Annotated in this window: 28 protein-coding genes; 23 read left to right on the top strand and 5 right to left on the bottom strand. The window is 55.8% G+C overall.

The window, feature by feature from the left end:
• From ACR0AW_RS02125 to ACR0AW_RS02205, 17 genes are all read left to right on the top strand, one after another.
• On the top strand, window positions 1–705 hold the full coding sequence (locus ACR0AW_RS02125; protein ID WP_170393142.1) for a DUF1326 domain-containing protein: 705 nt from the start codon (window positions 1–3) through the stop codon (window positions 703–705).
• Complete coding sequence (locus ACR0AW_RS02130) at window positions 705–1211, top strand: DinB family protein (RefSeq protein WP_170732136.1); 507 nt, start codon at window positions 705–707, stop codon at window positions 1209–1211. Before ACR0AW_RS02125 ends, ACR0AW_RS02130 begins: the two co-directional genes overlap by 1 nt.
• Window position 1212: 1 nt before the next feature.
• Window positions 1213–2307: a dimethylsulfoniopropionate demethylase gene (locus ACR0AW_RS02135; RefSeq protein ID WP_170732138.1), complete on the top strand. Its 1095-nt coding sequence runs from the start codon at window positions 1213–1215 to the stop codon at window positions 2305–2307.
• A 50-nt stretch (window positions 2308–2357) separates the two neighbouring features.
• Window positions 2358–3353, top strand: coding sequence for an acryloyl-CoA reductase (gene acuI / locus ACR0AW_RS02140; RefSeq protein ID WP_170732140.1), 996 nt, complete (start codon window positions 2358–2360; stop codon window positions 3351–3353).
• A gap of 184 nt (window positions 3354–3537) precedes the next feature.
• Window positions 3538–4101 carry a ribosome recycling factor gene (gene frr / locus ACR0AW_RS02145; protein ID WP_170393138.1) on the top strand — a complete coding sequence of 188 codons (564 nt, stop codon included), beginning with the start codon at window positions 3538–3540 and terminating at the stop codon, window positions 4099–4101.
• A 9-nt stretch (window positions 4102–4110) separates the two neighbouring features.
• On the top strand, window positions 4111–4842 hold the full coding sequence (locus tag ACR0AW_RS02150) for an isoprenyl transferase (protein WP_170421502.1): 732 nt from the start codon (window positions 4111–4113) through the stop codon (window positions 4840–4842).
• Window positions 4839–5621 (top strand): phosphatidate cytidylyltransferase, encoded by a 783-nt coding sequence (locus ACR0AW_RS02155; protein WP_170393136.1) that lies wholly within the window; start codon window positions 4839–4841, stop codon window positions 5619–5621. Before ACR0AW_RS02150 ends, ACR0AW_RS02155 begins: the two co-directional genes overlap by 4 nt.
• Complete coding sequence (dxr, locus tag ACR0AW_RS02160) at window positions 5621–6793, top strand: 1-deoxy-D-xylulose-5-phosphate reductoisomerase (RefSeq protein ID WP_170732142.1); 1173 nt, start codon at window positions 5621–5623, stop codon at window positions 6791–6793. Before ACR0AW_RS02155 ends, dxr begins: the two co-directional genes overlap by 1 nt.
• 5 nt (window positions 6794–6798) lie before the next feature.
• Window positions 6799–8151, top strand: coding sequence for an RIP metalloprotease RseP (gene rseP / locus ACR0AW_RS02165; protein ID WP_170595683.1), 1353 nt, complete (start codon window positions 6799–6801; stop codon window positions 8149–8151).
• A gap of 91 nt (window positions 8152–8242) precedes the next feature.
• On the top strand, window positions 8243–8371 hold the full coding sequence (locus ACR0AW_RS02170; protein ID WP_255612105.1) for a hypothetical protein: 129 nt from the start codon (window positions 8243–8245) through the stop codon (window positions 8369–8371).
• Window positions 8372–8499: 128 nt separating this feature from the next.
• Window positions 8500–10860, top strand: coding sequence for an outer membrane protein assembly factor BamA (gene bamA, locus ACR0AW_RS02175; protein WP_170393133.1), 2361 nt, complete (start codon window positions 8500–8502; stop codon window positions 10858–10860).
• 6 nt (window positions 10861–10866) lie between these two features.
• Window positions 10867–11451 carry an OmpH family outer membrane protein gene (locus ACR0AW_RS02180; protein ID WP_170732144.1) on the top strand — a complete coding sequence of 195 codons (585 nt, stop codon included), beginning with the start codon at window positions 10867–10869 and terminating at the stop codon, window positions 11449–11451.
• Between the two features lie 72 nt (window positions 11452–11523).
• Window positions 11524–11997, top strand: coding sequence for a 3-hydroxyacyl-ACP dehydratase FabZ (gene fabZ / locus ACR0AW_RS02185; RefSeq protein ID WP_170393131.1), 474 nt, complete (start codon window positions 11524–11526; stop codon window positions 11995–11997).
• Window positions 11994–12779, top strand: coding sequence for an acyl-ACP--UDP-N-acetylglucosamine O-acyltransferase (lpxA, locus tag ACR0AW_RS02190; RefSeq protein WP_170732146.1), 786 nt, complete (start codon window positions 11994–11996; stop codon window positions 12777–12779). The genes fabZ and lpxA overlap by 4 nt, the downstream gene beginning before the upstream one ends.
• 4 nt (window positions 12780–12783) lie before the next feature.
• Window positions 12784–13578: a UDP-2,3-diacylglucosamine diphosphatase LpxI domain-containing protein gene (locus ACR0AW_RS02195; RefSeq protein ID WP_170732148.1), complete on the top strand. Its 795-nt coding sequence runs from the start codon at window positions 12784–12786 to the stop codon at window positions 13576–13578.
• Entirely contained in the window at window positions 13578–14729 is a 1152-nt protein-coding gene (gene lpxB / locus ACR0AW_RS02200; RefSeq protein ID WP_170732150.1) for a lipid-A-disaccharide synthase, read from the top strand. The genes ACR0AW_RS02195 and lpxB overlap by 1 nt, the downstream gene beginning before the upstream one ends.
• Window positions 14730–14734: 5 nt before the next feature.
• A complete protein-coding gene (locus ACR0AW_RS02205; RefSeq protein WP_170646017.1) occupies window positions 14735–15316 on the top strand; it encodes a cadmium resistance transporter in 582 nt (193 codons plus the stop codon).
• On the opposite strand, the gene mnmA is transcribed toward ACR0AW_RS02205, so the two are convergent.
• A complete protein-coding gene (mnmA, locus tag ACR0AW_RS02210; RefSeq protein WP_170393126.1) occupies window positions 15313–16458 on the bottom strand; it encodes a tRNA 2-thiouridine(34) synthase MnmA in 1146 nt (381 codons plus the stop codon). The two genes, ACR0AW_RS02205 and mnmA, sit on opposite strands and share 4 nt — an antisense overlap.
• 130 nt (window positions 16459–16588) lie before the next feature.
• Here mnmA and sciP point away from each other — a divergent pair, with 130 nt between their 5' ends.
• The 5 genes from sciP to ACR0AW_RS02235 all read left to right on the top strand — a co-directional run bounded on the left by sciP (window position 16589) and on the right by ACR0AW_RS02235 (window position 22381).
• Window positions 16589–16882 (top strand): CtrA inhibitor SciP, encoded by a 294-nt coding sequence (gene sciP / locus ACR0AW_RS02215; RefSeq protein WP_170393125.1) that lies wholly within the window; start codon window positions 16589–16591, stop codon window positions 16880–16882.
• An 84-nt stretch (window positions 16883–16966) separates the two neighbouring features.
• On the top strand, window positions 16967–17683 hold the full coding sequence (ctrA, locus tag ACR0AW_RS02220) for a response regulator transcription factor CtrA (RefSeq protein WP_170732151.1): 717 nt from the start codon (window positions 16967–16969) through the stop codon (window positions 17681–17683).
• Between the two features lie 125 nt (window positions 17684–17808).
• Window positions 17809–20061, top strand: coding sequence for an NAD-dependent DNA ligase LigA (ligA, locus tag ACR0AW_RS02225; RefSeq protein ID WP_170732153.1), 2253 nt, complete (start codon window positions 17809–17811; stop codon window positions 20059–20061).
• Window positions 20058–22148 carry an ATP-dependent DNA helicase RecG gene (gene recG, locus ACR0AW_RS02230; protein ID WP_170732155.1) on the top strand — a complete coding sequence of 697 codons (2091 nt, stop codon included), beginning with the start codon at window positions 20058–20060 and terminating at the stop codon, window positions 22146–22148. The genes ligA and recG overlap by 4 nt, the downstream gene beginning before the upstream one ends.
• A 110-nt stretch (window positions 22149–22258) precedes the next feature.
• Window positions 22259–22381 (top strand): hypothetical protein, encoded by a 123-nt coding sequence (locus ACR0AW_RS02235; protein ID WP_255612104.1) that lies wholly within the window; start codon window positions 22259–22261, stop codon window positions 22379–22381.
• Window positions 22382–22566: 185 nt separating this feature from the next.
• On the opposite strand, the gene ACR0AW_RS02240 is transcribed toward ACR0AW_RS02235, so the two are convergent.
• Both ACR0AW_RS02240 and ACR0AW_RS02245 read right to left on the bottom strand, forming a co-directional pair.
• Window positions 22567–23205, bottom strand: a complete 639-nt coding sequence (locus tag ACR0AW_RS02240; RefSeq protein ID WP_170393121.1) for a MarC family protein — start codon at window positions 23203–23205, stop codon at window positions 22567–22569.
• Between the two features lie 55 nt (window positions 23206–23260).
• Window positions 23261–23713, bottom strand: a complete 453-nt coding sequence (locus ACR0AW_RS02245; protein WP_170405662.1) for an iron-sulfur cluster assembly scaffold protein — start codon at window positions 23711–23713, stop codon at window positions 23261–23263.
• Window positions 23714–23761: 48 nt separating this feature from the next.
• Here ACR0AW_RS02245 and hisI point away from each other — a divergent pair, with 48 nt between their 5' ends.
• Window positions 23762–24151, top strand: coding sequence for a phosphoribosyl-AMP cyclohydrolase (gene hisI, locus ACR0AW_RS02250; RefSeq protein ID WP_170510402.1), 390 nt, complete (start codon window positions 23762–23764; stop codon window positions 24149–24151).
• 23 nt (window positions 24152–24174) lie between these two features.
• Here the strand turns inward: hisI and gluQRS are convergent, their stop codons facing one another.
• Together gluQRS and ACR0AW_RS02260 are read right to left on the bottom strand one after the other, a co-directional pair.
• A complete protein-coding gene (gluQRS, locus tag ACR0AW_RS02255) occupies window positions 24175–25020 on the bottom strand; it encodes a tRNA glutamyl-Q(34) synthetase GluQRS (protein ID WP_170732157.1) in 846 nt (281 codons plus the stop codon).
• Entirely contained in the window at window positions 25017–25631 is a 615-nt protein-coding gene (locus tag ACR0AW_RS02260) for a class I SAM-dependent methyltransferase (RefSeq protein WP_170595665.1), read from the bottom strand. Before ACR0AW_RS02260 ends, gluQRS begins: the two co-directional genes overlap by 4 nt.
• Between the last annotated feature and the right edge of the window lie 10 nt (window positions 25632–25641).

Here is a 25641-nt window from a genome sequence, read left to right on the forward strand (position 1 = left end):
ATGGCTAAAAATAGAAAACCGGATGCAGACAAGCTGCCGGTCAGTCAAAGAATTGACAGCCGGATGCCAAATCCCAAGCGGCGTGAGATGAGCCCGACCGATTGGGCGGTTAAGGGTGAACTGATCCTGAATTGTTCGTGCGACGTATTCTGCCCATGCGTGGTTTCGCTGGGTGCACACCCTCCGACCGAAGGGCATTGCCACGCGTGGATGGGTATCGCGATCGACGAAGGCCATTACGAAGGCGAAGATTTGTCCGGTCTGAATGTAGGTCTGCTGGTTGATATCCCCGGACGCATGGGCGAAGGCCAGTGGAAAGTCGCGGCTTATGTGGATGAACGTGCCAGCGGCAAGGCTTATAATGGACTGTTGCAGATATTCAGCGGTCAGGCAGGTGGCACAACCGGGCTGTTCACTATGTTGGTCAGCGAGATCATAGGGGCTGAACGTGCACCGGTTCAGATCGAAAGGGACGGCACCAAACGCCGGATCATGATAGGGCGCAAGATTCAGGGTGAGATCGAAATGCTTGCGGGCAAAGACCCAGAGCATCCGGTGATGGTTTCAAATTCGAAATACTGGATGGGGCCGGACATCATTGTAGCAAAAGGCACGAAATCCAAGGTGCGCGACTATGGTCGCGTATGGGACTTCGGCGGCAAGTCAGCCGAGATCTGCCCGATTGACTGGCACGGGCCTAAGTAATGATAACCGGTGCCTATGCCCGTGAAATGGCGCGATATAACCACTGGCAAAACAACCAGTTAAAGAGCTTTCTCAAAGCTCTTTCAGACGAAGAATTGGCACGGGATCGCGGCGCTTTTTTCGGGTCGATCATGGGAACTGCCAATCATCTGCTTTGGGGGGATTGGATCTGGATTTCCCGGTTTGACAAGGGACCGGGGCCAGGTGGCGGCATTCCTGAGAGTGTCTCGATCTGCACTGGCATGGCCGACTGGCTGCCGCTGCGCGATACGATTGACGCCCGTATTGCCAGATGGGCCAATACGTTGGGGGATGATGTCCTGAGCGATTTGTTCACGTGGTACTCGGCTGCAAAAGAGAACGACGTAACAAAGCCTTACTGGCAATGCGTCATTCATATGTTCAATCATCAGACACATCATCGCGGACAATTGCACCAAATGCTGACCGAGGCTGGTTCGCAGGCACCTGTCAGCGATCTTGTCTTTCTGCCAGAGGATTTCTGACATGGCAGTCATCTCACCGAACCGGCGCGTGCGCAAAACCCCATTCACTCCGGGCGTCGAGGCCGAAGGCGTCAAAGGGTATACAGTTTATAATCACATGCTGCTTGCGACGGTTTTTGAAAGCGTCGAAGCTGATGCGGCGCATCTGAAACAACATGTTCAGGTCTGGGATGTCTCGTGTGAGCGGCAGGTACAGATCAAAGGCCCGGATGCGTTGCGGCTGATGAAGATGCTCAGCCCGCGCGATATGGACAAAATGCAGGCGAACCAGTGCTATTATGTGCCGATAGTAGATCACAATGGCGGCATGCTGAATGATCCTGTTGCGATCAAACTGGCGGATGATCACTATTGGTTGTCGGTTGCCGATGGTGACCTTTGGCAATTTGCTCTGGGAATCGTGATTGCGCTGGGGCTGGATGTCGATATTTCTGAGCCGGATGTGTCGCCCTTGGCGGTACAGGGCCCCAAGGCGGACGAGCTGATGACGCGCGTCTTTGGTGATGAAGTTAGGGATATAAAGTTCTTTCGATATAAACAGTTAGCGTTTGAAGATACATCTTTCGTCGTCGCCCGGTCAGGCTGGTCGAAACAAGGCGGGTTCGAGATATACGTCGAAGGGACGGATTATGGCATGCCACTATGGGACACGCTGTTTTCTAATGGCCGAGACCTGAACGTGCGGGCAGGTTGCCCAAACGGGATTGAGCGTGTTGAAAGCGGTCTATTGAGTTTCGGGTCGGACATGCGGCGCGAGAATACGCCCTATGAATGCGGGCTAGCACGGTTCTGCAATTCTCCGCTGGATTATATCGGCAAAGCCGCTTTGGCGGATCAGGCGAAAAACGGTCCGCCCCGGCAGATCCGTCCGCTTGTCATTGAAGGTGAGATCGGACCGTGCACCGAATCTTGGCCGCTGATGGCCGGGGGCCGGCAGGTCGGGCAGGTGGCTTCGGCTGCGTATTCACCCGAGTTTGGAGTGAATGTAGCCATTGGAATGGTCGACCGGTCCCATTGGGCGCCAGGTACGCGGATCGAATTGATGACCGAACATGGAATGCGATGGGCCGAAGTGCAGGAAAAATTCTGGCGCTAAGCCCTTATTTCAGGAACACAGCCGATTGAGGCAATAGAAGGAGTAAGTTCATGTTTAATGCACTTGTCGTTGAAAAAGATGAAGAAAGCGGCCTCGCAAGCGCTTCGGTGAAGCAGATTTCTCTGGATGCGCTGCCGGATGGAGAAGTGACGATCGCCGTTGAATATTCAACGGTGAACTACAAGGACGGTCTGTGCATGTCGCCCAAAGGCGGTGGTCTGGTGCGTAGCTATCCTCATATTCCGGGCATCGATTATGCGGGCACGGTCGAGCAGTCCTCGGATGCACGCTACAAACCTGGCGACAAGGTCGTGCTGACGGGCTGGCGCGTAGGTGAAGCGCATTGGGGCGGTTATTCACAAAAAGCAAACGCGCGAGCAGATTGGCTGGTGCCGTTGCCGGATGGGTTGGATACACGGCAGGCGATGGCAGTTGGCACTGCCGGGTTCACCGCTATGCTGGCCGTCATGGCGCTGGAGGATCAAGGTTTGCAGCCGGGTCATGGCCCCGTGCTGGTCACAGGTGCTGCAGGAGGTGTCGGCTCGGTCGCAACGGCCATTTTGGCTCATCTGGGCTATGAGGTTGCAGCTGTGACCGGGCGTCCTGAAACCGAAGATTATCTCAAATCACTGGGTGCAACCACAATTGTCCCGCGTGACGAGTTGAACGAGACCACCAAGCGTCCGCTGGAAAGTGAAACTTGGTCCGGATGTGTTGATGCGGTGGGCGGAGCGATGCTTGCCCGCGTGCTGGGGCAGATGAAGTATGGGGCCTCGGTAGCTGCGGTTGGCCTTGCCGGTGGTGCGGCGCTGCCCGCAACCGTGATCCCATTCCTGCTGCGCGGTGTAAATCTGTTGGGCATCGACAGCGTGATGCAGCCATATGACAACCGGGTCCGTGCCTGGACGCGTATCGCAACCGATCTGCCCATGGATAAGCTTGAGGCGATGGTCCATGCAGCAACCCTTTCTGATCTGCCCCAGTTGGGAGCGGACATCCTGCAAGGTCAGGTAAAAGGGCGCGTCGTGGTAAACGTGAACGCTTGATAGACAAAACAGACAACGGATCGGCCGGAGCATGCATCCGGCCGACCCAATTGTCGGGAATGAGGCCGAAATGCCGGAAACAGTTCTGGCCATTGCCACATTTCGTGACCATGATTGCTATACATCCCATTTGTGATGGCTTAAGACCCATCCGAACATCACCTGAAGACGGGGAGTGAGCAGCATGTCTGATGATTTCGAACTCGATACCGATGATCTGAAACGCCGCATGGACGGTGCCATGGCCAACCTCAGAACCGAATTCGCTTCGCTGCGGACCGGTCGTGCATCGGCTTCAATGCTTGAGCCCGTCATGGTCGATGCTTACGGCGCGATGACTCCGATCAATCAGGTTGGTACCGTGAACGTCCCTGAACCGCGCATGGTAACCGTGAATGTTTGGGACAAGGGCCTCGTAGGCAAAGTTGAAAAGGCCATTCGGGAAAGCGGTTTGGGTATAAACCCGCAACTGAATGGTACCATCATCATGCTGCCGATTCCCGAACTGAACGAAGAACGCCGTCGCGAGCTCGGCAAGGTCGCGGGTCAATATGCAGAAAGCGCACGGGTTTCGATCAGGAATGTGCGCCGTGATGGCATGGACCAGATCAAAAAGGCCAAGGCAGACGGCATGTCCGAGGACGATCAGAAATTCTGGGAAACCGAGGTTCAGGAGCTGACGGATACCATGATCAAATCCGTCGATGATGCGCTCGAGACCAAACAAGCCGAGATCATGCAGGTCTGAGCCTCGGATATGCCAAAGGATCCCGATACCTCTCCGATTGCAGGGCCGCGCCACGTTGCTATCATCATGGACGGCAACGGTCGCTGGGCACAGTCGCGCGGGCGGCCTCGATTGTTTGGCCATCATGCAGGTGCGCGCCGCGTCCGTGAGGTGGTCGAGGCCTGCCCGGGTTTAGGGATCAAGTATCTGACAGTATTTGCGTTTTCGACTGAAAACTGGAAACGCACTCAGGTCGAAGTTGCAGGCCTGATGAGCTTGTTTCGCCGTTACATCGTCAAAGAGACCAAGACCTTGAAAGATAACGGCATTCGGGTCCGTTTCATTGGGGATAGAGTTCGGCTGGATGCCAAGTTGACCGAGCTGATGGATACGCTTGAACGCGAAACACAGAACAATGACCTGGTTCATCTAACCGTTGCCTTGAACTATGGCGGTCGTGACGAGGTGGCGCGCGCGACCAGACGTTTGGCACGTGACGTTGCCGATGGCATTCTGCGCCCCGAGGACGTGGACGAGGAAACTCTGCCCAAATATCTGGACACGCGCGTTCTGCCAGACCCCGATTTGGTGATCCGTACCAGTGGTGAAGCGCGGATTTCTAATTTCCTGCTGTGGCAGTCTGCCTATTCCGAGTACGAATTCATCGATACTCTGTGGCCTGATTTCACCGCTGCAGAACTGGAACGGCTGTGCCGCAACTATGGATCGCGTGAACGGCGGTTTGGAGCGGTCCCGGCATGAGTGATGGCCGATGGTCTGATCTGACTGCCCGGGTTTTGTCGGCTTCGGTTCTTGTGACTATTGCGGCAGTCGAAGTTTGGCTAGGCGGCCTGTGGTTTGAGATATTTATCGGCACCGTCTGCGGTCTGATGATATGGGAACTGATCCGGATGATCGACCCAGAACGTCAGGGTGTCGCGATTCAGCTGGCGATACTGACCGGGTTCGCCGTGGTCCTAAGCTATCATCTACCACCGCTATACAAGCTTCCATGTTTGGTGGCCCCGGCATTGGTAGGAGCAGGACAGATCAACCGTGCGCGCGGGATATACGTCCTGTTTGCCCTTTGGATCGCGATGTCGGGGCTGGGATTCATATCGATCCGAGAAAACCTGGGATTTGGATGGATGGTTTGGCTGATCCTTGTGGTCGTGGCCACGGATGTCGCCGGGTATTTTGTGGGCAAAACGCTTGGCGGACCTAAGTTTTGGCCCAGAGTTAGCCCCAAGAAGACATGGTCCGGTACGGTTGGAGGCTGGGTTGCCGCCGCGCTGGTCGGAACAGTTTTTGCGCACTATGCCGGTTTCGGCATTGCTTTTATCGTTGTCTCGGTTCTTGCCTCTATGGCCAGCCAGATCGGTGATATTGTTGAAAGCGCGACAAAACGTGGCTTTGGCGTTAAGGACAGCTCAAACCTTATACCCGGTCATGGCGGGTTTCTGGATCGGTTTGATGGGATGATGGGCGCGTCAGTCTTTGTGTTGCTCGCAGGGCTGTTTTACGCGCCCGGAGGTATGTGATGCGAAGGGTATCCATATTTGGTGCGACTGGTTCCATTGGCCAGAATACGATTGATCTGATCGCAAGAAATCCGAATGCCTATGACGTGGTCGCGTTGACCGGTGGACGCAACGTCGCGCAGCTTGCACGCGATGCGGTGCGCCTGGATGCAGACGTGGCGGTGACTGCGTTTGATGACAAACTCGATGATCTGCATGACGCATTGGCCGGCAGCAGAGTGCGAGCGGCTGCGGGGCAGGCCGCTCTGATCGAGGCCGGGGCGCGACCGGCGGATTGGGTGATGTCTGCAATTGTCGGTTCCGCAGGACTGGCTCCGGGGATCGAAGCGTTGAAACAAGGGGCGACACTCGCGCTTGCCAACAAGGAAACGCTGGTTTGTGCCGGGCCGCTGGTTCTGGAAACGGCTCGGGCGCATGGCGCCACGCTATTACCCGTGGATAGCGAACATTCGGCAGTTTTTCAGGCGCTTGTGGGCGAGGATATGACAAGCGTTGAACGGATCATTATCACCGCAAGCGGTGGAGCGTTCCGGGATTGGCCGCTCGGCGATCTGGCAAAGGCGACTGTTGAACAGGCATCGAGTCATCCGAACTGGAACATGGGACAGCGGATTACGATCGACAGCGCATCTATGTTCAACAAGGCATTGGAAGTTATAGAAACCAAAGAATATTTTGGCGTTAATCCATCGAATATCGAAGTCCTCGTGCACCCCGAATCCATCGTTCACGCACTGGTCGGATTTCAGGACGGCGCCTTGATGGCGCATCTGGGTGCTCCGGATATGCGCCATGCCATCGGGTACGCGCTGCATTGGCCCGAACGGCGCGATTTACCTGTTGCGCGTCTGGATCTCGCGCAACTGGGTCAGTTGCGATTTCATGCACCGGATGAAGCGCGTTACCCGGCTTTGCGTCTTGCCCGCGAAGTGATGCAGCGCGGCGGCTTGTCCGGTGCGATCTTCAACGCCGCCAAAGAGCGCGCATTGGACCACTTTATAGAAAACCGGATACGTTTTTTGGATATGGCAGACACGGTGTCGGCCGTGTTGGAGCGTTTTGAGGCTTCAGACAGCCTGATTGATGCACCATTGACCCTTGATAATGTACAGCAAACGGACCATCTCGCACGTCAGTGGGTCGATGAAACCGTATTGGAACGAGCAGGATAGAACTTTTGGACATACTCTCTTTGATCCCGCAATTTGGCAATCTGCTCTACACGATAATAGCCTTTGTTATTGCGCTTTCAGTGATTGTCGCGGTGCACGAATACGGCCACTACATCGTTGGTCGGTGGTCTGGCATTCATGCCGAAGTGTTCTCGATCGGTTTCGGCCCAGTTCTATGGAGCCGTGTAGACAAGCGCGGCACTCGCTGGCAGGTCGCGCTGCTGCCATTTGGCGGTTATGTCAAATTCCTGGGAGATGCCAATGCCGCGTCCGGCAAAGACGTAGACGCGATGAGTGAGATCTCTGCACAAAGCCCGGAAGAGCTGCGCCGCACCATGCACGGTGCCCCGCTTTGGGCGCGTGCGGCTACTGTTGCGGCAGGGCCGGTCTTTAATTTCGTGATGTCGATATTGGTGTTTGGCCTGATTTTCTGGTCGCAGGGTGTTTCCCGTGAACCTTTGACTGTTGGCGCACTGCAGCCGTTGCCTGGTACAATTCAGGGTCTGCAGGAGGGCGATGAGATTATCGCCATCGCAGGCATTCCAACACCGGATTTCGATGACGCAAGCAACTGGTCCGATTTCATCAATTCGCTGCCTGTAGAACCAGAGCTGGACTATACGGTTATCCGAGATGGAGAGACCACTGATGTCGTGGCACCTTGGCTCTTTCCACCGCTAATCCAACAGGTTACGCCGCGCAGTGCAGCGATGGACATACAGTTGCAGCAAGGCGACGTAATCACGGCGGTAGACGGTGATCCGATCTTTGCGTTCGAGCAGCTTAAGGAACATGTCGAAGGATCGAACGGGCGCGTATTGCTGCTGGATGTATGGCGCGACGGGGCGGATTTAGAATTTGCACTTGCGCCCCGACGCACCGACGAGCCGACGTCCGATGGTGGTTTCATCACCCATTGGCGCATCGGTATCGTAGGCGGCATGATGATCGATCCCGAAACCGTTCCAGCGGGCATTTGGGATTCGATCGAAGGTGGCGTGGTCCAAACCGGGCGCATCATCGAAGGCTCACTGTCGGGAATGTGGCACATGATCACCGGAGCGATCAGCACCTGCAACATTTCCGGGCCGATCGGTATTGCCGAAACCTCGGGTGCTATGGCCAGCCAGGGGGCACAGAACTTCATCTTCTTCATCGCCGTATTGTCAACGGCGGTCGGGTTGCTGAACCTGTTCCCGATCCCAGCCTTGGATGGGGGGCATTTGCTATTCTACGCTTATGAAGCTGTGTCTGGCAGACCACCCAGTGATAAAGCGCTGAGGGTACTGATGGGGGTCGGTGTCACACTGATCCTGTCATTGATGCTTTTCTCGGTCAGTAATGATCTGTTCTGCTGATTAAGGCGATCTTGGCACCGTTCCGACGCAAAATTGCCGCAATTCAAGCCTATCTTATTGGGGTGCATCGATAAGTGTAGGCTTGAGTTCAATGACCAAGGCGTTTCAAAAATCCTATCAGAGTGTCAGTGTCCTGTTCCAGTTGAACTGGGATATGCTGCTTAGCTTTGCCGTGACCGCACTGGCCCTAGCTGTTGGTGGTTATCTGCTCGGTTTGTGATTCTCCAGAACATGTCTGACTTACATGCAACGGCCTGATGGGCCGTTTTTGCTTTTTCGTCTTTTGACATGACCTCACAATCGGGCTACTCAGCAGCTAAAGGCTGAAAATTCTGGGTAGTGATAAAAATGACTGACAGCAGGCGCACGGGCACATACTGCGGCTCGCGGGGGCGGAAAAGCAACATTTTGTGGCAGGCACTAACGTTCTTTTTCCTTTTTGCTACACCGGGTTTACTGGTTCTGACGCAGCCCGCGCAGGCGCAATCCTACACCATCAACAGCTTCGAGGTTGAGGGCAATCGACGGATCGAGACTTCGACGATTATCGCCCGCACCGGAATCGAACCGGGGCAGACTGTTACGGCAGGACAATTGAATGATGCCTTCCAGCGTTTGCTTGACAGTGGTGTTTTTGAAACAGTCGAACTTACACCGCGTGGCAGTACGTTGGTCATCGCGGTCGAGGAATACCCGACCATCAACCAGATCAGCATCGAGGGCAATCGCCGCGTAAAAGACGATCTCCTGCTCGAAGCGATATCGTCCCAAACCCGCCGCGTCTTCACGCCTCAACAGGCCGAAGCGGACGCTGACCTGATTGCCGAAGTATATTCGGCGCAGGGCCGCGTATCCGCGACGGTTATCCCGCGTATCATACGTCGCAGCGATAACCGTGTCGATCTGGTGTTCGAAGTCGCCGAAGGAACGACAATCGAGGTCGAGCGCGTCAGTTTTGTAGGAAACCGCGCGTTTTCGGACCGTCGCCTGCGCCGCGTGCTTGAAACAAAGCAGGCGAACATTCTGCGGACCTTCCTTCGCGGCGACACCTTCATTGCCGACAGAATCGAATTCGACAAACAGGTGATCCGTGATTTCTACCTGTCACGCGGTTATATCGATTTTCGCGTCAATAGTGCCAATGTCGAATTCACCCGTGAACGGGATGCATTCTTTCTGGTTATGAACGTCACAGAAGGACAGCGGTTCTCGTTCGGTCAGATTACGACCGTCAGTGAGATCCCGGGTGTGGACCCAGCGCCTTATCAGGCGGCTCTGAAAGTCAAACCAGGTGTAATTTACTCTCCGACGGTGCTTGAGAACTCGATCGCGCGGATGGAGCGTCTGGGGCTGAAAAACGGCGTTGATTTCCTGCGGGTCGAGCCCCGGGTAACGCGTAATCCCCGCGATCTGACGTTGGATGTCCAGTTCGTGCTGACCCGTGGCCCGCGTATCTTTGTGGAACGCATCGATATCGAGGGGAACACAACCACCCTAGACCGTGTGATCCGCCGTCAATTCGATACCGTTGAAGGCGACCCCTTCAATCCCCGTGAAATCCGCCAGAGCGCCGAACGTATTCGCGCCTTGGGTTTCTTCTCAGTCGCTGATGTGGAAACCCGCGAGGGATCGTCGCCAAGCCAGGTCATCGTGGACGTGGATGTCGAAGAACAACCCACCGGTTCGTTGAGCCTGGGTGGTAGCTACTCGGTCTCGGACGGTTTCGGGATCGCAATCGGATTGAATGAATCGAACTTCCTCGGCCGCGGGCAAAACCTGGGTATCACGTTGTCGACAGCTCAGGATTCTGAGCAGTACGTTATCAACTTTACCGAGCCTTATCTGCTGGGCCGTAAGCTACGCTTTGATCTTGGGCTTGGTCTGGCCAGCACCAACTCGAGCTTTGCCAGCTACGACACAAAAACAGTGTTCTTCCGCCCACAGCTGAGCTACGCGATCGGTGAATTGTCGGCGCTGCGTCTTCGCTATGGTTGGGATCGCAGCGAAATGACCCAGCAGAGCAATGAGCGGAACGGCGCTGTCATCTCATCAGAGATCGATCAGGGGAAACGAACCAGCAGTTCTCTGGGTGTATCCTACGTATACGATAGCCGTATTGGTGGCCTGAACCCCACAGCGGGCGTCCTGTTCGAAGTCGGCGTGGATGCTGCTGGTCTTGGCGGGGACAATGAATTCTTCAAAACCACGGCACGGGCGATAGCCCAGAAACGCGTCCTCAACGAAGAAGTCGTATTGCGCGCGACGCTTGAATTGGGTGCACTGAACTGGACCGGGGACGATTTCAGCCGCACGCTCGACCGGTTTGTTCTAGGTCCTAGCACATTCCGCGGGTTTGAGCCTGCTGGTATCGGGCCGCGTGACCTTTCGAACGGGCAGGACGATGCCATCGGCGGCAACTACTACTGGGTTGCTCGTTTCGAATCGGACTTCCCGCTGGGGCTGCCCGAAGAACTGGGGCTACGTGGCGGCGTCTTCTACGATGTTGGAAACCTCTACAATCTCAACAACGTCAACACCGCTGGCGCTGATATTGTTGGTGAAAGCGGTTCGATCCGGCATGTTGTAGGGGTATCCGTACTGTGGGAAACACCGTTTGGTCCGCTTCGCTTCAACTTCTCGCAGGCCCTCAAGAAAGAGGACTTCGATAAAGAGCAAAGCTTTGACCTGACCGTTCAAGCCAGGTTCTGATCGCGAATGATCACCGAAGTTAAGAACATCCTGCAGGGCCCGCTAAGGGCCCTGTGCGTTTTGGTACTTGTAGCTGTAGCAATGCCGCTGGGTGCGCAGCAATTGGGCGTGCCACAAACAGACGTTCTGACAATCTCCAGTGAGCGTTTGTTTGCAGATTCCGCCTTTGGGCAGCGCGTCTTTCGCGAGATTGAAGCCGAAAGCACCCTTTTGGCTGAAGAAAACGAACGGATTGTGGCGCAGTTGAGCAAGGAAGAAAAAGATCTGACCGAAAAGAGGTCAGATCTTTCGGCGAACGAGTTTCGCCCGCTTGCCGAAGCTTTTGACGAGAAAGTTCAATCACACCGTGACGGCCAGCGCGCCAAACTGGACGCATTAGCGCGGCGCGGCGAAGAGGCGCGTGGTCAGTTTTTTGAAATGGCGCAACCGGTGCTGATCGAATTGCTGCGCGAATTTGGCGCCTCGATCGTGATCGAGCGGTCCAATGTGGTTCTAAGCACGGACGCCTCAGATATTACCAACGCTGCGATCGCCAGGATCGATGCCGCAATCGGCGACGGCGCTACACTTGAAAACAATAACAACGAATAGGCTGGCTTGCCCTTGGGTACGGGTATTGCTAACCACGCTTGAAAGAGACATCCAGAACAGGACATCCGCACCATGACCACGGAAACCAAGAGCGCCGACATTCAGCTGATTCAGCGTATATTGCCGCATCGCTATCCGTTTTTGCTGGTCGACAAGGTTGTGGATATCGATGGCTATCAATCAGCGGTGGGCATCAAGAATGTCACCATGAATGAGCCGCACTTTCAGGGCCATTTCCCCGGAACTCCGATCATGCCTGGCGTGACCATTGTCGAGGCGATGGCGCAGACTGCAGGGGTTATGCTGGGTGTCGGCATGGATGTAATCGACAGCGAATTGCTGATCTATTTCATGAATATCGACAAATGCAAATTCCGCCGCAAGGTCGTACCTGGCGATGTTCTCGAAATGCATGTCGAAACTGTACGCGGTAAGAAAGGTGGCAAGATCTTCAAGTTCAGCGGCCGCGCGACAGTCGAGGGCGAGGTTGCTGCCGAAGCTGAATTTTCGGCCTATGTCGACTGGGACATGGAAAAAACAACATGAGCGGTATTCATCCCAGCGCCATTATCGAAGACGGAGCGCAGATCGGACAGGGTTGTACGGTTGGTCCATTCTGCCATATCGGTCCGCAGGTCCGTCTGGGCGATCGGGTCGAACTGAAATCCCATGTCGTAGTCACCGGCGATACGTCAATTGGTGATGACACAGTGATTTTCAGCTTTGCTGTTGTCGGGGAAATTCCGCAAGACAAGAAATTCGGTGGTGAGAACACGCGCCTTGAAATCGGTGAGCGCAACCGTATCCGCGAACACGTCACTATCAACACCGGCACGGATGGCGGCGGTGGTATCACCCGGATTGGCGATGACTGCTTACTGATGGCCGGTGTCCACGTGGCGCATGATGTACAAATCGGCAACCGGGTCATTCTGGTGAATCACGCTGGCGCGGCTGGTCACTGTATTATCGAGGATGACGTCATCGTTGGTGGTATTTCGGGCTTGCATCAGTTCGTGCGCGTTGGTCGCGGTGCCATCATTGGCGCGCTTACGATGGTCCCGAATGATGTGATTCCATATGGGCTTGTTCAGGCGCCTCGGGGCGAGCTGGATGGCTTGAATCTGGTCGGTTTGAAACGGCGTGGTGTAACGCGTGAGGATATCTCGGCATTGCGCGCGGCCTTCAAGGAACTGTCCGAAGGAGACGGCACCTTCATGGATCGCGCCACCCGGCTGGGTGAGGATGCTGACAACGAATATGTGCGCCAGATCGTCGAATTTGTGACGGGGCAAACAGACCGTTCGTTCCTGACCCCGAGGAAGTAGGCCAATGCTGGCATTGATCGCAGGAACTGGCGCTTTACCAGACGAGGTGGTCACTTGTCTGCCAAACCGCCCGCTAATCTGCGCTCTGGAAGGGTTCGAGCCCGATACACTGACCACCGACTTGGTTTTTCCATTAGAGCAACTGGGTAGCTTCATCGCCGATCTCAAAGCCCGCGGCGTGACCGAGATTTGCATGGCAGGGGCAGTGCGTCGTCCGACTGTCAATCCAGCTCGCATTGATGCGGCGACGATGCCGCTGGTTCCGATCCTGCAAAAGGCCATCATGGCCGGTGACGATGGCGCATTGCGCGCGGTCATTGGTATATTTGAGGATGCCGGTTTGACGGTCCGTGCGGCGCATGAGATCGCGCCGGATTTGCTGCCGCCGCTTGGCTCATTGACCGAAGCCCAGCCTTCTGAAGCGGATCACAACGACGCAGATCGAGCGGCAGGAATTCTGCGCAACATGGGGGCGGCGGATATCGGTCAGGCTTGCGTAGTACTGAAATCTCAAGCGTTGGCGATCGAGGGCATCTATGGCACCGCATGGATGCTGCAATCCTTGACTCAGCGCCCCGACGCGGGCGGTGGCATTCTGTACAAGGGTCCAAAACCAGATCAGGATCGCCGCGCAGATATGCCTGCCATCGGACCCGACACCGTTTCGGCGGCCGTCGCGGCGGGCCTGTCGGGCATTGTCATCGAAAAGGGCGGCGTCATTGTTTTGCAGCGCGACCGCGTGATTGATGAATGCAATCGCCTTGGTCTGTTTCTTTATGTCCGCGAGCGCACGGTCTGATGCGCGTCTTTCTGGTCGCCGGTGAACCTTCGGGCGACCGATTAGGGGCCGCGTTGATGGAAGGTCTGCGGACCCTTGTGCCAGAGGTGCAGTTTGATGGGATTGGCGGGCCGCTGATGCAGGCGCAGGGACTGACCAGCCGATTTCCCATGTCCGAACTCAGCATTATGGGGTTGGTTGAGGTTCTGCCCAAGTTCTTTCACCTAAAACGCCGTATCGCTGAGACTGCTCAGGCAGTTCTAGACACGAAGCCTGATGTACTGATCACTATCGACAGCCCGGATTTCTCGTTGCGTGTGGCTAAGCTGGTAAAGGCCTCCAGCGAGATTCGCACTGTCCACTACGTTGCCCCCAGCGTCTGGGCCTGGAGGCCGGGGCGCGCAGACAAGATGGCGAAAGTAATCGATCACGTACTTGCGCTGTTACCCTTTGAACCGCCCTATATGGAGCGGGCAGGGATGGAGTGTGACTTTGTCGGCCATCCGGTTGTGAACGAACCCATTGCGTCCGATCAGGATATCCAGCGATTCCGCGCGGCTCATGATCTCGGCGACGCCCCCGTTCTGTTGGCATTGCCCGGCTCTCGGCGGGGTGAGGTCGAACGGCTGGCTCCGATCTTTGGCGCTGCTTTGCAGGAATTTCTGAAAGACCGTCCCGATATGCGCGTGGTCGTGCCCGCAGTTGCACATATGGTTGATGCGGTCGCCGAACAGGTTCGGAACTGGCCGGGGAATCCGATAGTTGTCGATCCGCGGGAATTGCCCTCGGACGACGCGCAAGCGCAGAAACGGGCAGCGTTTGCCGCAGCTGATCTTGCATTGGCTGCATCCGGCACGGTCTCATTGGAACTGGCCGCGCAGGCAACACCGATGGTGATCGCCTATAACCTCAACTGGCTGACCACGCTGATCGCAAAACGAATGGTTAAGCTGGACACCGTCACACTGGTCAATCTGGTCTCGGAGACACACGCAGTACCCGAATGTCTGCTGGATGAATGCCAACCGGACAAGATCGCTTCGGCGTTGGAACAGGTGGCCGCCACCCCCGACGCCCAACATCAAGCCATGGCGACGACGATGGAGCGTCTTGGTCGCGGTGGCGAAGCACCGGGTCGGCGTGCGGCAAGGGCCGTTTTGGACAGAATGTAATCGTGATGCTGGATCACACGATCTTCGCTGCTTCGGCCTTCATGGCGCAGGTTTTGACCAATCTCGACAACCTTGCAGCTCTTGTAGCGTTGATGATGGTGTCTGGTCCGCGCCGGACCGTTGCGGGGTTCCTGCTGGCGCAAATGTTAATCATCGCTGCCGCCTTATTGTTGGCCTTGGGTGTCGATGATGTGGTGCCACATTGGGCTGGATATCTGGGCGTGATACCACTTGGCCTCGGGCTGATCGGAGTTATCCGTCAGTTCCGCGGATCGGAGACCGAGGAGGCCCCTCAAATATCCACGGGTGCTTCGACATTCGTCACCATGCTGCTGTTCATAAGTCTGTCGATGGACACGTTCGCTGTGCTTGCGCCGCTATTGGCCGACTCAGCCCCCAGCTATCGGATTGCGGGTGTCACCGGCGCGGTGGCAGCAGCGCTGACGCTGACCATGCTGGGGCTTTGGGGTGCACAATCCCCAATCATGACTGGCGGTTTCGCACGTCGGCTTGAGAAACTGGTGCCTTACGTAATGATTTGTGCCGGGATCTATATCCTCAGCAACTCGTGGACTGACGCGATTTAGTAACCGCGCCAGATCCAGCCGCCGCCAAAGATACGGCTGCCATCGGTTTCGTAGAACACACAAGCCTGACCCGGAGAGATACCTTCCTCGGGCGTCAGCAATTCAACCTCGGCTGTTGTGTCCGAAAGGGGGCGAATAATCGCCTCACGCGGGGGGCGGGTCGAGCGGACTTTGACCGAAACATGCCATTCGTTCTTTGACGTGAACGGTTCGTCTCCCAGCCAATTGATCTCGCGCACGGGAACGGTTCTTGTGGCCAACATCTCTTTGGGGCCGACAACAACCTGTTTCTTGTCCACATCCAGCTTGACCACATACAAAGGTTCGCTGAGACCACCGATACCGAGCCCACGACGCTGACCGATCGTATAGTGAATCACCCCGTTATGCTGCGCCAGAACGCGGCCATCGGCGTGTACGATCTCACCGGGTTCTGCGGCTCCGGGGCGCAGTTTTTCGATCACGCTGGCATAGTTTCCGTTGGGCACAAAACAGATGTCCTGACTATCCGGCTTGTCCGCAACGGCCAGCCCATATTGTGCCGCCATCTCGCGCGTGGCGTCTTTGGAGGGCAGGTGGCCTAGCGGGAAACGCAGGAAATCCAACTGTTCTGGTGTGGTCGAAAATAGGAAATAGGACTGATCGCGATTTGCATCCTCAGCGCTATGAAGCTCGGCGCCTTTGGGGCCCATCTTGCGCTGAATATAGTGGCCCGTGGCCATGCAGTCGGCCTCAAGGTCCTTGGCGGTCTCAAGCAAGTCCTTGAACTTCACCCGTTCATTGCAACGGATGCAGGGCACCGGAGTCGCGCCGGCAAGATAGCTGTCGGCGAATTCGTCGATTACAGCGTCCTTGAAGATATTTTCATAGTCCAAGACGTAGTGAGGGAACCCGCGTTCTTCCGCCACGCGACGCGCATCGTGGATGTCGATCCCCGCACAGCACGCGCCTTTCTTGGCCAACGCCGCACCGTGATCGTAAAGCTGCAGAGTAACACCTACGACATCATAGCCTTGATCAGCGAGATGGGCCGCCACAACAGAGCTGTCCACACCGCCGGACATGGCCACGACAACCCGCGTTTCCGAGGGTGGTTTGGCAAAGCCAAGCGAGTTCAGCGGGGTCTCGGTATCGAGGGCCATAGGCGGTTCCAGTCCGGGTTAAGAAAGACCGGCAGAATATAAGAAAATTCTAGACACTCTCAAGGGGCGGTTTCACGCCCTTTTAAGTAGGCTGGGTGCAGCTTTGTCGCAGCAGCAGAAGGTATGAGAGATGTATTTGCACAAAGTGGAAGGTCCAAGGTCGGTCACCCTGCCGGACGGGAGCGTGCTGACACGCGCCGATTTGCCTCCTGCGGATACGCGGCGCTGGGTGGCGTCGCGCAAGGTGATCGTCGTGCGTGGTGTACTTTATGGGTTGATTTCGTTGTCCGAAGCCAAAAAGCGCTATGGCATCAGCGATGAAGAGTTCAACTCGTGGGTCTCAGCAGTTGCTGAGCACGGGATCGATGCGTTGAAGGTAACGGCCTTAAAAAAATATCGACAACTTAAAGGTGAAAGTGAATAAATGATTCAACGGTAACGTCAGATTAACCATTTTTATTCAGGCTCAAATCAGTTGAAGAATTTGACCTAAATTGGAGCAGTGAACATGCGCATACTTCTTGTCGAGGATGATCCAACCACGTCCAAAAGCATCGAACTGATGCTGACACACGCCAATCTCAACGTGTATGCGACGGACCTTGGCGAAGAAGGCATCGATCTGGCCAAGCTATATGATTACGACCTCATCCTGTTGGACTTGAATCTGCCGGATATGAACGGCCATGAAGTGTTGCGCCAACTGCGCATAGCACGAGTAGAGACACCGATCCTGATTCTGTCGGGCGCTGATGACACCGAAAGCAAGATCAAGGGATTTGGATTTGGAGCAGACGATTATCTGACCAAACCTTTCCATCGCGAAGAGCTGGTGGCGCGCATTCATGCGATTATCCGCCGCTCTAAGGGGCATTCTCAATCCGTGATACACACCGGGCAGGTCGCCGTAAATCTGGATGCCAAATCCGTAGAGGTGAACGGAAAAACCGTACACCTGACAGGCAAGGAATATCAGATGCTGGAACTTCTGAGCCTGCGGAAAGGGACAACACTGACCAAAGAAATGTTCCTGAACCATCTCTACGGCGGCATGGATGAGCCCGAGCTCAAGATTATCGACGTCTTCATCTGCAAGTTACGCAAGAAACTCAGCAATGCAACCGGCGGTGAGAATTATATCGAGACGGTCTGGGGCCGTGGATACGTCCTGCGTGATCCGCAAGCCAACAACATGGGTGAAACCCGCATGGCCGTGGGCGCCTAATCTGATCTGATTGCTACCGTCAATGGTCCGGGGCGGTAAATCCACTCGCGTGTCAGCACAACACTGGACCTGACCATGGCCTCGTCCTATCACTGGTTTTCAAGACGATGTGACAGGGCGGGGCCATGAGCGATACCACAGCAATCCCAGATCTGACAGAAGATGAAGCACGGGAAGAATTGGCCCGGCTCGCCAACGAACTGCTGCGGGCAAACCAACTTTATCACACTGAAGATGCACCAGAAATTTCGGATGCCGACTATGATGCTCTCAAGCGTCGCAATGCCGAGATCGAGGCGCGTTTCCCCGAACTGAAACGCTCCGACAGCCCTACTGAACAAGTGGGCGCACGCGTTTCAGACGGGTTTGCAAAAGTGACCCACGCCGTGCGTATGATGTCACTGGGCAATGCGTTTGATGACACGGATGTTGCCGATTTTGACCGCTCGATCCGCAAATATCTGGGACTGGGAGATGAGGCACCGCTCGCCTATACAGCTGAGCCCAAAATCGACGGCCTGTCATTATCCCTGCGGTATGAGCAGGGTGAACTGATGCAGGCTGCAACACGTGGTGATGGTGAGACCGGTGAAAACGTTACCGCAAATGCGCGTACGCTTTCCGATATTCCACACCGAATTGAGGGTGCACCAGACGTTCTTGAGGTTCGCGGCGAGGTCTACATGTCTCACCATGATTTCGAGGCTTTGAACGCACGTCAGGTCGAAACAGGTGGAAAGACCTTTGCAAATCCGCGCAACGCTGCGGCTGGTTCGCTCCGTCAACTGGATTCCGAAATAACACGATCTCGCCCGCTGAAATTCTTTGCCTACGCCTGGGGTGAATTGTCTGCACCGCTGGCTGAGACTCAGTTGGGCGCAATTGATCACCTCAAAACCTTGGGGTTCAAGGTCAATGCGCTGACAAGGCGTTGCTCAACGACTAATGAGATGTTGGAACATTACCGTCAGATTGAAGCTCAGCGCGCGACATTGGGCTATGACATTGATGGGGTCGTATACAAGGTCGATGATCTGAGTCTGCAGGCCCGGCTGGGTTTCCGATCTACCACGCCCCGCTGGGCGATTGCGCACAAATTTCCTGCCGAACTGGCTTGGACGCGGCTTGAAGCCATCGACATTCAAGTGGGCCGTACCGGCGCGCTTAGCCCGGTAGCGCGGCTGCATCCGGTAACCGTTGGCGGGGTAGTTGTTTCGAACGCGACCCTACACAATGAAGATTATATTGCAGGGCGGGACGCCAAAGGCGGATTCATTCGTGAGGGCAAGGATATTCGCGTTGGAGATTGGGTTCAGGTCTATCGGGCCGGGGATGTGATCCCGAAAATCTCGGATGTTGATCTGTCGAAACGACCCGATGATGCGCGGCCCTTCGCTTTCCCGACGAAATGCCCGGAATGTGACAGCGAAGCGATCCGGGAAGAGGGGGATGCGGTCCGCCGCTGCACAGGGGGGCTGATATGTCCCGCGCAGGCGGTTGAAAAACTCAAACATTTCGTATCGCGCAAGGCGTTCGATATCGAAGGGCTTGGCGCAAAACAAATCGAGATGTTTTATGGCGATCCTCTTCTGCCAATAAACACACCCGCTGATATATTTACATTGAAAGATCGCGACACCGAAAACCTGGCCCGGTTGAAAAACCGCGACGGCTGGGGCGAGACATCGGCAAGCAACCTGTTTGCAGCGATCGATGACAAGCGAACCATACCGTTTGCCCGTCTGTTGTTCGCTCTGGGGATTCGTCATGTGGGCGAAGTTGGTGCACGAGATTTGGCGTTGTTTTATCGGGAATGGGATGTAATGGCGGCCTCCATTGATACGGCCCGGCCTGCCGCGCTTGCGCAGCGTGCAGCCGATGAAGCGGAAGACGCCGAGAGAATCGCGGCTACTGCAGAAGCGAGGCGTGCGAAAGTTAAAGAAGTTCGGGATGCGGCTTTCGTGCGAATGGATGTTTCGACAGATGCCGCCAGCGCCTGGGCTGATCTGATTGGTATCGACGGAATCGGCGCCACGCTCGGGTTGTCACTATCTGATGCGTTTGCCAATTCGGAGGAACGCCAAGCATTTGATGATCTGCGTAAACATCTGACGGTTGTTCCACCAGAGGCTCCTGCGTCAGACAGTCCGGTCGCAGGAAAAACCGTCGTGTTTACGGGAACGCTTGAAAAGATGACACGCGCCGAGGCCAAGGCCCGCGCCGAAGCGTTGGGAGCCAAAGTGTCCGGCTCGGTCAGTCAGAAAACTGATTTGCTCGTGGCGGGCCCGGGTGCAGGGTCCAAGGCGAAAAAAGCGGCTGATCTGGGCATCGAAACCTTGGATGAAGATAGCTGGCTTCAACTGATTGGCGATCTATGAGCGGCAGGCCTGAACAGCTCTTTCCGCTGTTTGCGGGTCTTGAAACACTAGATGGTGTGGGGCCGAAGACCGCGCAGCTTCTGGGCCAATTAGGGATCGATTCACCGCGCGATGTATTGTTTTCGCTACCCTATGCGGTGATTGACCGGCGGCGACGCGATACGATAAAGGGCGCCGACCTTCCGACGACTCTGACTGTTGAGGTGACGATCGGCGCGCATCGACCACCGCGGAACAAAGGGGGCGCATATCGCATTCATGTTGAAGACAGTCAGGCGGATTTCCAACTGGTGTTTTTTCATGCCCGAGGGGACTATCTGAAGAAGCTGTTGCCGGAGGGCGCACGCCGGGTGGTATCGGGAAAGCTTGAGCTGTTCGATGGCATGGTTCAGATGGTACACCCCGATCATATGGTCGCGCCTGAAAACGCAGGCGAATTGCCCGAGTTTGAGCCGGTTTATCATCTGACGCAGGGTGTGACGCAAAAAACTGCCTATAAAGCTGCTCAAAGTGCGTTGGCGCGAGTACCTGCATTGGCCGAATGGGCCGACCCCGCTCAGGTGGCACAACAGAATTGGCCAGATTGGACAACTGCTATTCACGCGGCGCATCACCCACAAGGGGCGGACGACGTAGCACCTTTTGCGCCTGCGCGGGAACGTCTGGCTTACGATGAGCTGCTCGCACATCAACTGACGCTGGCCCTGGCACGACAGCGTGAGCGTAAAGCGCGTGGAATCGTCAGTCTCGGCACCGGTGCATTGCAATCCAAGGTGCTGGCAAGCCTTCCATATCGACCAACCGGAGCGCAGACACGCGCGATCGAGGAAATCTCGGCAGATATGGCCGCTGAGACGCGGATGAACCGGTTGCTTCAGGGTGATGTGGGGGCAGGAAAGACTCTGGTAGCATTTGTTTCGCTGCTTATAGCCGTCGAAGCTGGCGGGCAGGGGGTGATGATGGCCCCTACCGAAATCCTTGCCCGGCAGCATCTTGAAGGGCTGCGACCATTGGCAGAAGAAGCCGGAGTTGTGCTGGAAATCCTGACCGGGCGCGACAAGGGGGCTGAGCGTCGAGCGAAGCTGGCTGCGCTGAAGCAGGGAGATATTCAGATATTGGTCGGTACCCACGCGGTGTTTCAGGACGATGTTGAATTCAAAGCCCTAAGGCTGGCCATCGTTGATGAGCAGCACCGTTTTGGCGTCCGCCAACGCATGGAGCTGTCCGAAAAGGGCCAACGCGCGGATGTGCTGGTGATGACCGCTACGCCCATCCCGCGCAGTTTGGCGCTTGCGCAGTACGGCGATATGGACGTCTCGGTTCTGGATGAAAAGCCGCCGGGTCGTAAACCGATCAAGACCGCAGTCGTCAGCACGCAACGCATGGACGAAGTTGTGGCCCATCTGCGCGGTGCGATTGATGCAGGCAAACAATGCTATTGGGTGTGCCCATTAGTCGATGAATCCGAGGTCTCGGACCTGACTGCAGCTGAAGAGCGTTTCAAAAGGTTGCGCGCGATCTTGGGGGACGATGTGGTGGGTCTGGTACACGGCCAAATGCCGCCCGCCGATAAAGACGCGGCAATGGCGGCGTTTCAGAGTGGTAAGACCAAAGTCCTTGTCGCTACTACGGTGATCGAGGTTGGGGTGAACGTGCCGAACGCCACGATCATGGTGATTGAGCGGGCAGAGATTTTTGGTCTGGCGCAGTTGCATCAGCTTAGGGGCCGAGTTGGACGTGGTGAAGATGCCTCAACCTGTTTGTTGATGTATCAGCCACCGCTTAGCGAGGGTGGTCGCAAACGGCTGGAGGTACTCCGAGAAACTGAAGACGGCTTCCGCATTGCCGAGACCGATCTGCAGATGCGCGGTGCGGGTGACTTGATCGGAACCGCACAATCTGGCCTGCCAAAGTTCCGGATAGCTGATCTTGAAAGGCAAGCTGGGCTGATGGCGGTGGCGCAATCAGATGCGCGCGCTTTGCTGTCCGCAGACCCCAAATTGACCTCGGATCGGGGGCAGGCTGCGCGTGTTCTTCTGTGGCTTATGAAGCAGGATCAGGCGATCCGTTTGATATCAGTGGGTTAGACCGAAAATCCCACTAAGTCCACAAATGTTCTCAAAAAGTTCTTTACCGACTCGTTAAAATATGAGAACAAAAGGTCAACAAAGGATTAAACCTGACCGGAGGTGAGACCATGCTGAGCCAGATCAAAACTGCCTTTACCCGTTCACAATCCACGATTTTGCAGGATGCAGCGGGCGCGGTTTCACTGGTTGTGATGCTGGTGGTTGCCCTTCACCTGCCAACCGGGTTCTAAGCCTTTCTGCCTGCGATCTCGTGCCGATCACACCGCGCTTGTCTCCCCGTCATAGTCAAGGGTGACCTGCCTGTCCCATTTCCCTTGAAGGGGCCTGCCTCGGCCCCGTGCGGTGATCCGGACCCTACATGAGAAACGCATGACTTGCCGCCGCCCTTTCCGCCCGGAAGGTGCGGCGGTTCTTTTTACAGCTGTCCGGTTTTGATGATTTCGATCGTGGCGGATAGAACTGAATTTACGGCGACAGATGCAAGGATCATCCCCATCACGCGGCTGATGATCGCCGCGCCGGAATGCCCGATCAACCGGATGATCGGCTCGGCCAGCAGCATCAGCACAAACGCTATGGCAATAACGACCAACATAACCAGTGCAGTGATGCTCTGATCGGCGACGCTGTATCGGTTGTTGTCCGTTAGAACCACTATCGCCAGCATCGCGCCCGGTGACGCAAGCGAAGGGACGGCCAAAGGGAATATGGCCGGATTGGTCTTGTGCATTTTGTCGTCCAAGTCTTCTTCGGCCTGGCGCTGCTCGATCACCTGTTTGCTTTCGCCAAAGATCATGGTCAGAGCGAAGAGAAACAGAATAATTCCGCCTGCAACCTGAAACGAGTTAAGGCCGATATCCAAAGCCTCGATCACAAGTTGCCCAAAGATCAGAAAGAACAGCAGAATGCCTGCGCTGACCAACGCGGCCAGTAAAGCGGTTTTACGACGCGCACCCGTCGCGATCCCAGCAGTGACAGCGATAAAGACGGGGATGGTGCCGATCGGGTCGATCACGACCCAGAGCGTCACAAAATGTTCCAGCAAATTGTTCACGTTAGCCCCCCCAATCATTGGGGGCACCCTATACGGCTTTGTATGGAAAAGCCAATCAGGCGCAGTTGGCTTGTTCGGCCTGCTCCATCGCCTCGGCGGTCGCGTCAAGCGCCAGCAGGATTGACGCGTGGCGGTTCTTGTAGTCCCGCGCGGGCATCAGAACTTCGAGCCCGTCAAAGGGCGCCTCGGGGGCAGGGCCGTCTTTCTTCAGCATTGCGGAAAGCTGATCACGTGCGGTTTCGACCTGCGACCGCGTCGCCCCGATCACGGCGCTGCCTACGACCGAAGCCGAGGCCTGACCCAACGCACAGGCCTTGACGTCTTGCCCAAAGTCCACGATCCGCCCATCTTCGAGCTTGACGTCTACAGTCACCGTCGATCCACACAAAGGCGCTCGTTTCTTTACCGTCGCATCAGGATTATCCAAGCGATCCAGATGCGGAATATCCGCAGCTAGCGCCAAGATGCGTCCGGAATAGAGCTTGATCAGATCGGTTTCGCCGCTCATGGCTTTCCCTCGTTGTCCATTCTCCTTACATAATGGCGGGATTCGGGGATGCAAAAGGTTTTTGCGATGGCTGACGCAGTCTTGTTCGATCCGTCGACACTGAAATTTAACGAGGCGGGTTTGATCCCCGCGATCGCACAGGACGAAGCGACGGGCGAGGTTCTGATGATGGCCTGGATGAATGCCCAATCCATCGAGCAAACGTTGGAAACCGGACGGGTTACGTATTGGTCGCGGTCACGACAGGCGTTCTGGATCAAGGGCGAAAGCTCAGGCCACTTGCAGGCCCTGGTGGATTTTCGTGTCGATTGCGACAGGGATTGCCTGCTGGTTGTGGTGAACCAAACGGGGCCAGCCTGTCACACCAACCGGCGAAGTTGTTTCTACACGGCCGTCCGCAATGGGACCGAAGTCGAACTCATGAAGCCGATGGAATAGTGGGGCCTCTGATGGTGGTCAGGTCAAATGCCCACCATCTCTCTGATTTCAGCGGGAGATGCTCCTTGTTCGCGATAAAGCGAGATGGCGCGTGCGTCGTCACGTTTCGCGAGGCGTTTGCCGTTGTTGTCCCGGATCAGACGGTGATGATGATAAACAGGTGTCGGCAAACCAAGCAGCCCTTGTAAAAGGACATGTATCTGCGTGGCATCGAACAAATCCTCGCCCCGGATCACATGTGAGATGTTCTGATCCGCATCATCAACCACGACGGACAGGTGATACGAACTGCCCATATTGCGCCGAACGAGAATGATATCGCCAACCGCGTTCAGGAGGTTGTGCGCATCAAGCTCATGCGTTCCCAAATACTTCGCACCAGTTTCACAAAATCCACGAAGTTCGGATGCCTTGATTGCCTTGTGCATGTTCAGGCGCAGAACATCACCAGCTGAAGCATCCGACAAAGGGCGGTCGCGGCACGTGCCTGGATAGATGCGCCCGTCAGGTCCGAACTGGGGTACACCTTCCTGCGGAGCACCGGCCGCAGATTCGATATCGGCACGATTGCAGCTGCAAGGGTAGACCAGGCCCGTGTTTTTGAGAATCTCCAATGCCTCTCTGTATCGCGGCAGCCTGTCCGACTGGCGCATCACCGGGTGCGGCCAGCGCAGTCCAAGCCAGTGCAGGTCGTCGTAGATCTGGGTTTCCCAATGGGACCTGGATCGCGATTGATCAATATCTTCGATCCGTAAAAGAAATGATCCACCCGCAGCCCGTGCCTGATCAAACGCAAGAAGCGCGGAATAGGCATGCCCCAAATGCAGCGGACCTGTTGGCGATGGCGCAAAACGCGTTGTGAATGTCACGTTTTTTCAACAACATAAACGTCTGATTTCATGTCCATACCCGGTAGATGCGGACCGTATTCGCGGAATAACAGCCTTGCGTGACCCATGTCTAGCCAGTCGTTCAGCCGCCCGGTGTAAGTGCGGTCAGCCAAAGTGTGATCGTTGAAGGAAAACGCCAGATATCCGCCACGTGGCAGCGCGTTCATAAGTAGATCAAAGGTTTCAGGCGGCGCGGCACCAACGCCGATGACGCCAATGCACGTTATGGCTGAGTAAGCCTCGGCCTCAATGGGGTTGGGATCAGTAACTTCGAAGTTTATCAAGTTGCGATAAACCCCCTTGGCAGCGGCACCTTCCAGCATCTTTGGTGTTGGATCCATCCCATCGATGACACGAAAACCCGCCTTGCGAAGTGCTAAACCCGACAACCCGGTACCGCATCCGTAGTCCAGCACCGGCACATCAGCATCTGAGACAAAGGATTTCAATGCTGCCGCAACACGGTCCGGGGTGACATATCCGTGCTCACCGACTTCATCATCGTATGAGGCCGCCCATTTCTGGTAGTGATCGTGCGTTTCCTGGGCAGAATTCAGATTGTATGTGTCTTTCAGAAACTTATCGCTCATACCTTACATG

It is taken from the genome of Ruegeria sp. C5, from assembly GCF_056537605.1.

What these genes read in the sequence shown, in the direction of transcription:
- sciP (WP_170393125.1), top strand. Translation starts at nt 16,589, where the DNA reads ATGTATTTGCACAAAGTGGAAGGTCCAAGGTCGGTCACCCTGCCGGAC.
- ACR0AW_RS02235 (WP_255612104.1), top strand. Translation starts at nt 22,259, where the DNA reads ATGCTGAGCCAGATCAAAACTGCCTTTACCCGTTCACAATCCACGATT.
- dxr (WP_170732142.1), top strand. Translation starts at nt 5,621, where the DNA reads ATGCGAAGGGTATCCATATTTGGTGCGACTGGTTCCATTGGCCAGAAT.
- ctrA (WP_170732151.1), top strand. Translation starts at nt 16,967, where the DNA reads ATGCGCATACTTCTTGTCGAGGATGATCCAACCACGTCCAAAAGCATC.
- lpxA (WP_170732146.1), top strand. Translation starts at nt 11,994, where the DNA reads ATGAGCGGTATTCATCCCAGCGCCATTATCGAAGACGGAGCGCAGATC.
- ACR0AW_RS02155 (WP_170393136.1), top strand. Translation starts at nt 4,839, where the DNA reads ATGAGTGATGGCCGATGGTCTGATCTGACTGCCCGGGTTTTGTCGGCT.
- ACR0AW_RS02245 (WP_170405662.1), bottom strand. Translation starts at nt 23,713, where the DNA reads ATGAGCGGCGAAACCGATCTGATCAAGCTCTATTCCGGACGCATCTTG.
- ACR0AW_RS02195 (WP_170732148.1), top strand. Translation starts at nt 12,784, where the DNA reads ATGCTGGCATTGATCGCAGGAACTGGCGCTTTACCAGACGAGGTGGTC.
- acuI (WP_170732140.1), top strand. Translation starts at nt 2,358, where the DNA reads ATGTTTAATGCACTTGTCGTTGAAAAAGATGAAGAAAGCGGCCTCGCA.
- ACR0AW_RS02205 (WP_170646017.1), top strand. Translation starts at nt 14,735, where the DNA reads ATGCTGGATCACACGATCTTCGCTGCTTCGGCCTTCATGGCGCAGGTT.
- bamA (WP_170393133.1), top strand. Translation starts at nt 8,500, where the DNA reads ATGACTGACAGCAGGCGCACGGGCACATACTGCGGCTCGCGGGGGCGG.
- ACR0AW_RS02180 (WP_170732144.1), top strand. Translation starts at nt 10,867, where the DNA reads ATGATCACCGAAGTTAAGAACATCCTGCAGGGCCCGCTAAGGGCCCTG.
- ACR0AW_RS02170 (WP_255612105.1), top strand. Translation starts at nt 8,243, where the DNA reads ATGACCAAGGCGTTTCAAAAATCCTATCAGAGTGTCAGTGTCCTGTTC.
- ACR0AW_RS02130 (WP_170732136.1), top strand. Translation starts at nt 705, where the DNA reads ATGATAACCGGTGCCTATGCCCGTGAAATGGCGCGATATAACCACTGG.
- frr (WP_170393138.1), top strand. Translation starts at nt 3,538, where the DNA reads ATGTCTGATGATTTCGAACTCGATACCGATGATCTGAAACGCCGCATG.
- recG (WP_170732155.1), top strand. Translation starts at nt 20,058, where the DNA reads ATGAGCGGCAGGCCTGAACAGCTCTTTCCGCTGTTTGCGGGTCTTGAA.
- ACR0AW_RS02260 (WP_170595665.1), bottom strand. Translation starts at nt 25,631, where the DNA reads ATGAGCGATAAGTTTCTGAAAGACACATACAATCTGAATTCTGCCCAG.
- hisI (WP_170510402.1), top strand. Translation starts at nt 23,762, where the DNA reads ATGCAAAAGGTTTTTGCGATGGCTGACGCAGTCTTGTTCGATCCGTCG.
- mnmA (WP_170393126.1), bottom strand. Translation starts at nt 16,458, where the DNA reads ATGGCCCTCGATACCGAGACCCCGCTGAACTCGCTTGGCTTTGCCAAA.
- ACR0AW_RS02125 (WP_170393142.1), top strand. Translation starts at nt 1, where the DNA reads ATGGCTAAAAATAGAAAACCGGATGCAGACAAGCTGCCGGTCAGTCAA.
- ACR0AW_RS02135 (WP_170732138.1), top strand. Translation starts at nt 1,213, where the DNA reads ATGGCAGTCATCTCACCGAACCGGCGCGTGCGCAAAACCCCATTCACT.
- ACR0AW_RS02150 (WP_170421502.1), top strand. Translation starts at nt 4,111, where the DNA reads ATGCCAAAGGATCCCGATACCTCTCCGATTGCAGGGCCGCGCCACGTT.
- ligA (WP_170732153.1), top strand. Translation starts at nt 17,809, where the DNA reads ATGAGCGATACCACAGCAATCCCAGATCTGACAGAAGATGAAGCACGG.
- fabZ (WP_170393131.1), top strand. Translation starts at nt 11,524, where the DNA reads ATGACCACGGAAACCAAGAGCGCCGACATTCAGCTGATTCAGCGTATA.
- lpxB (WP_170732150.1), top strand. Translation starts at nt 13,578, where the DNA reads ATGCGCGTCTTTCTGGTCGCCGGTGAACCTTCGGGCGACCGATTAGGG.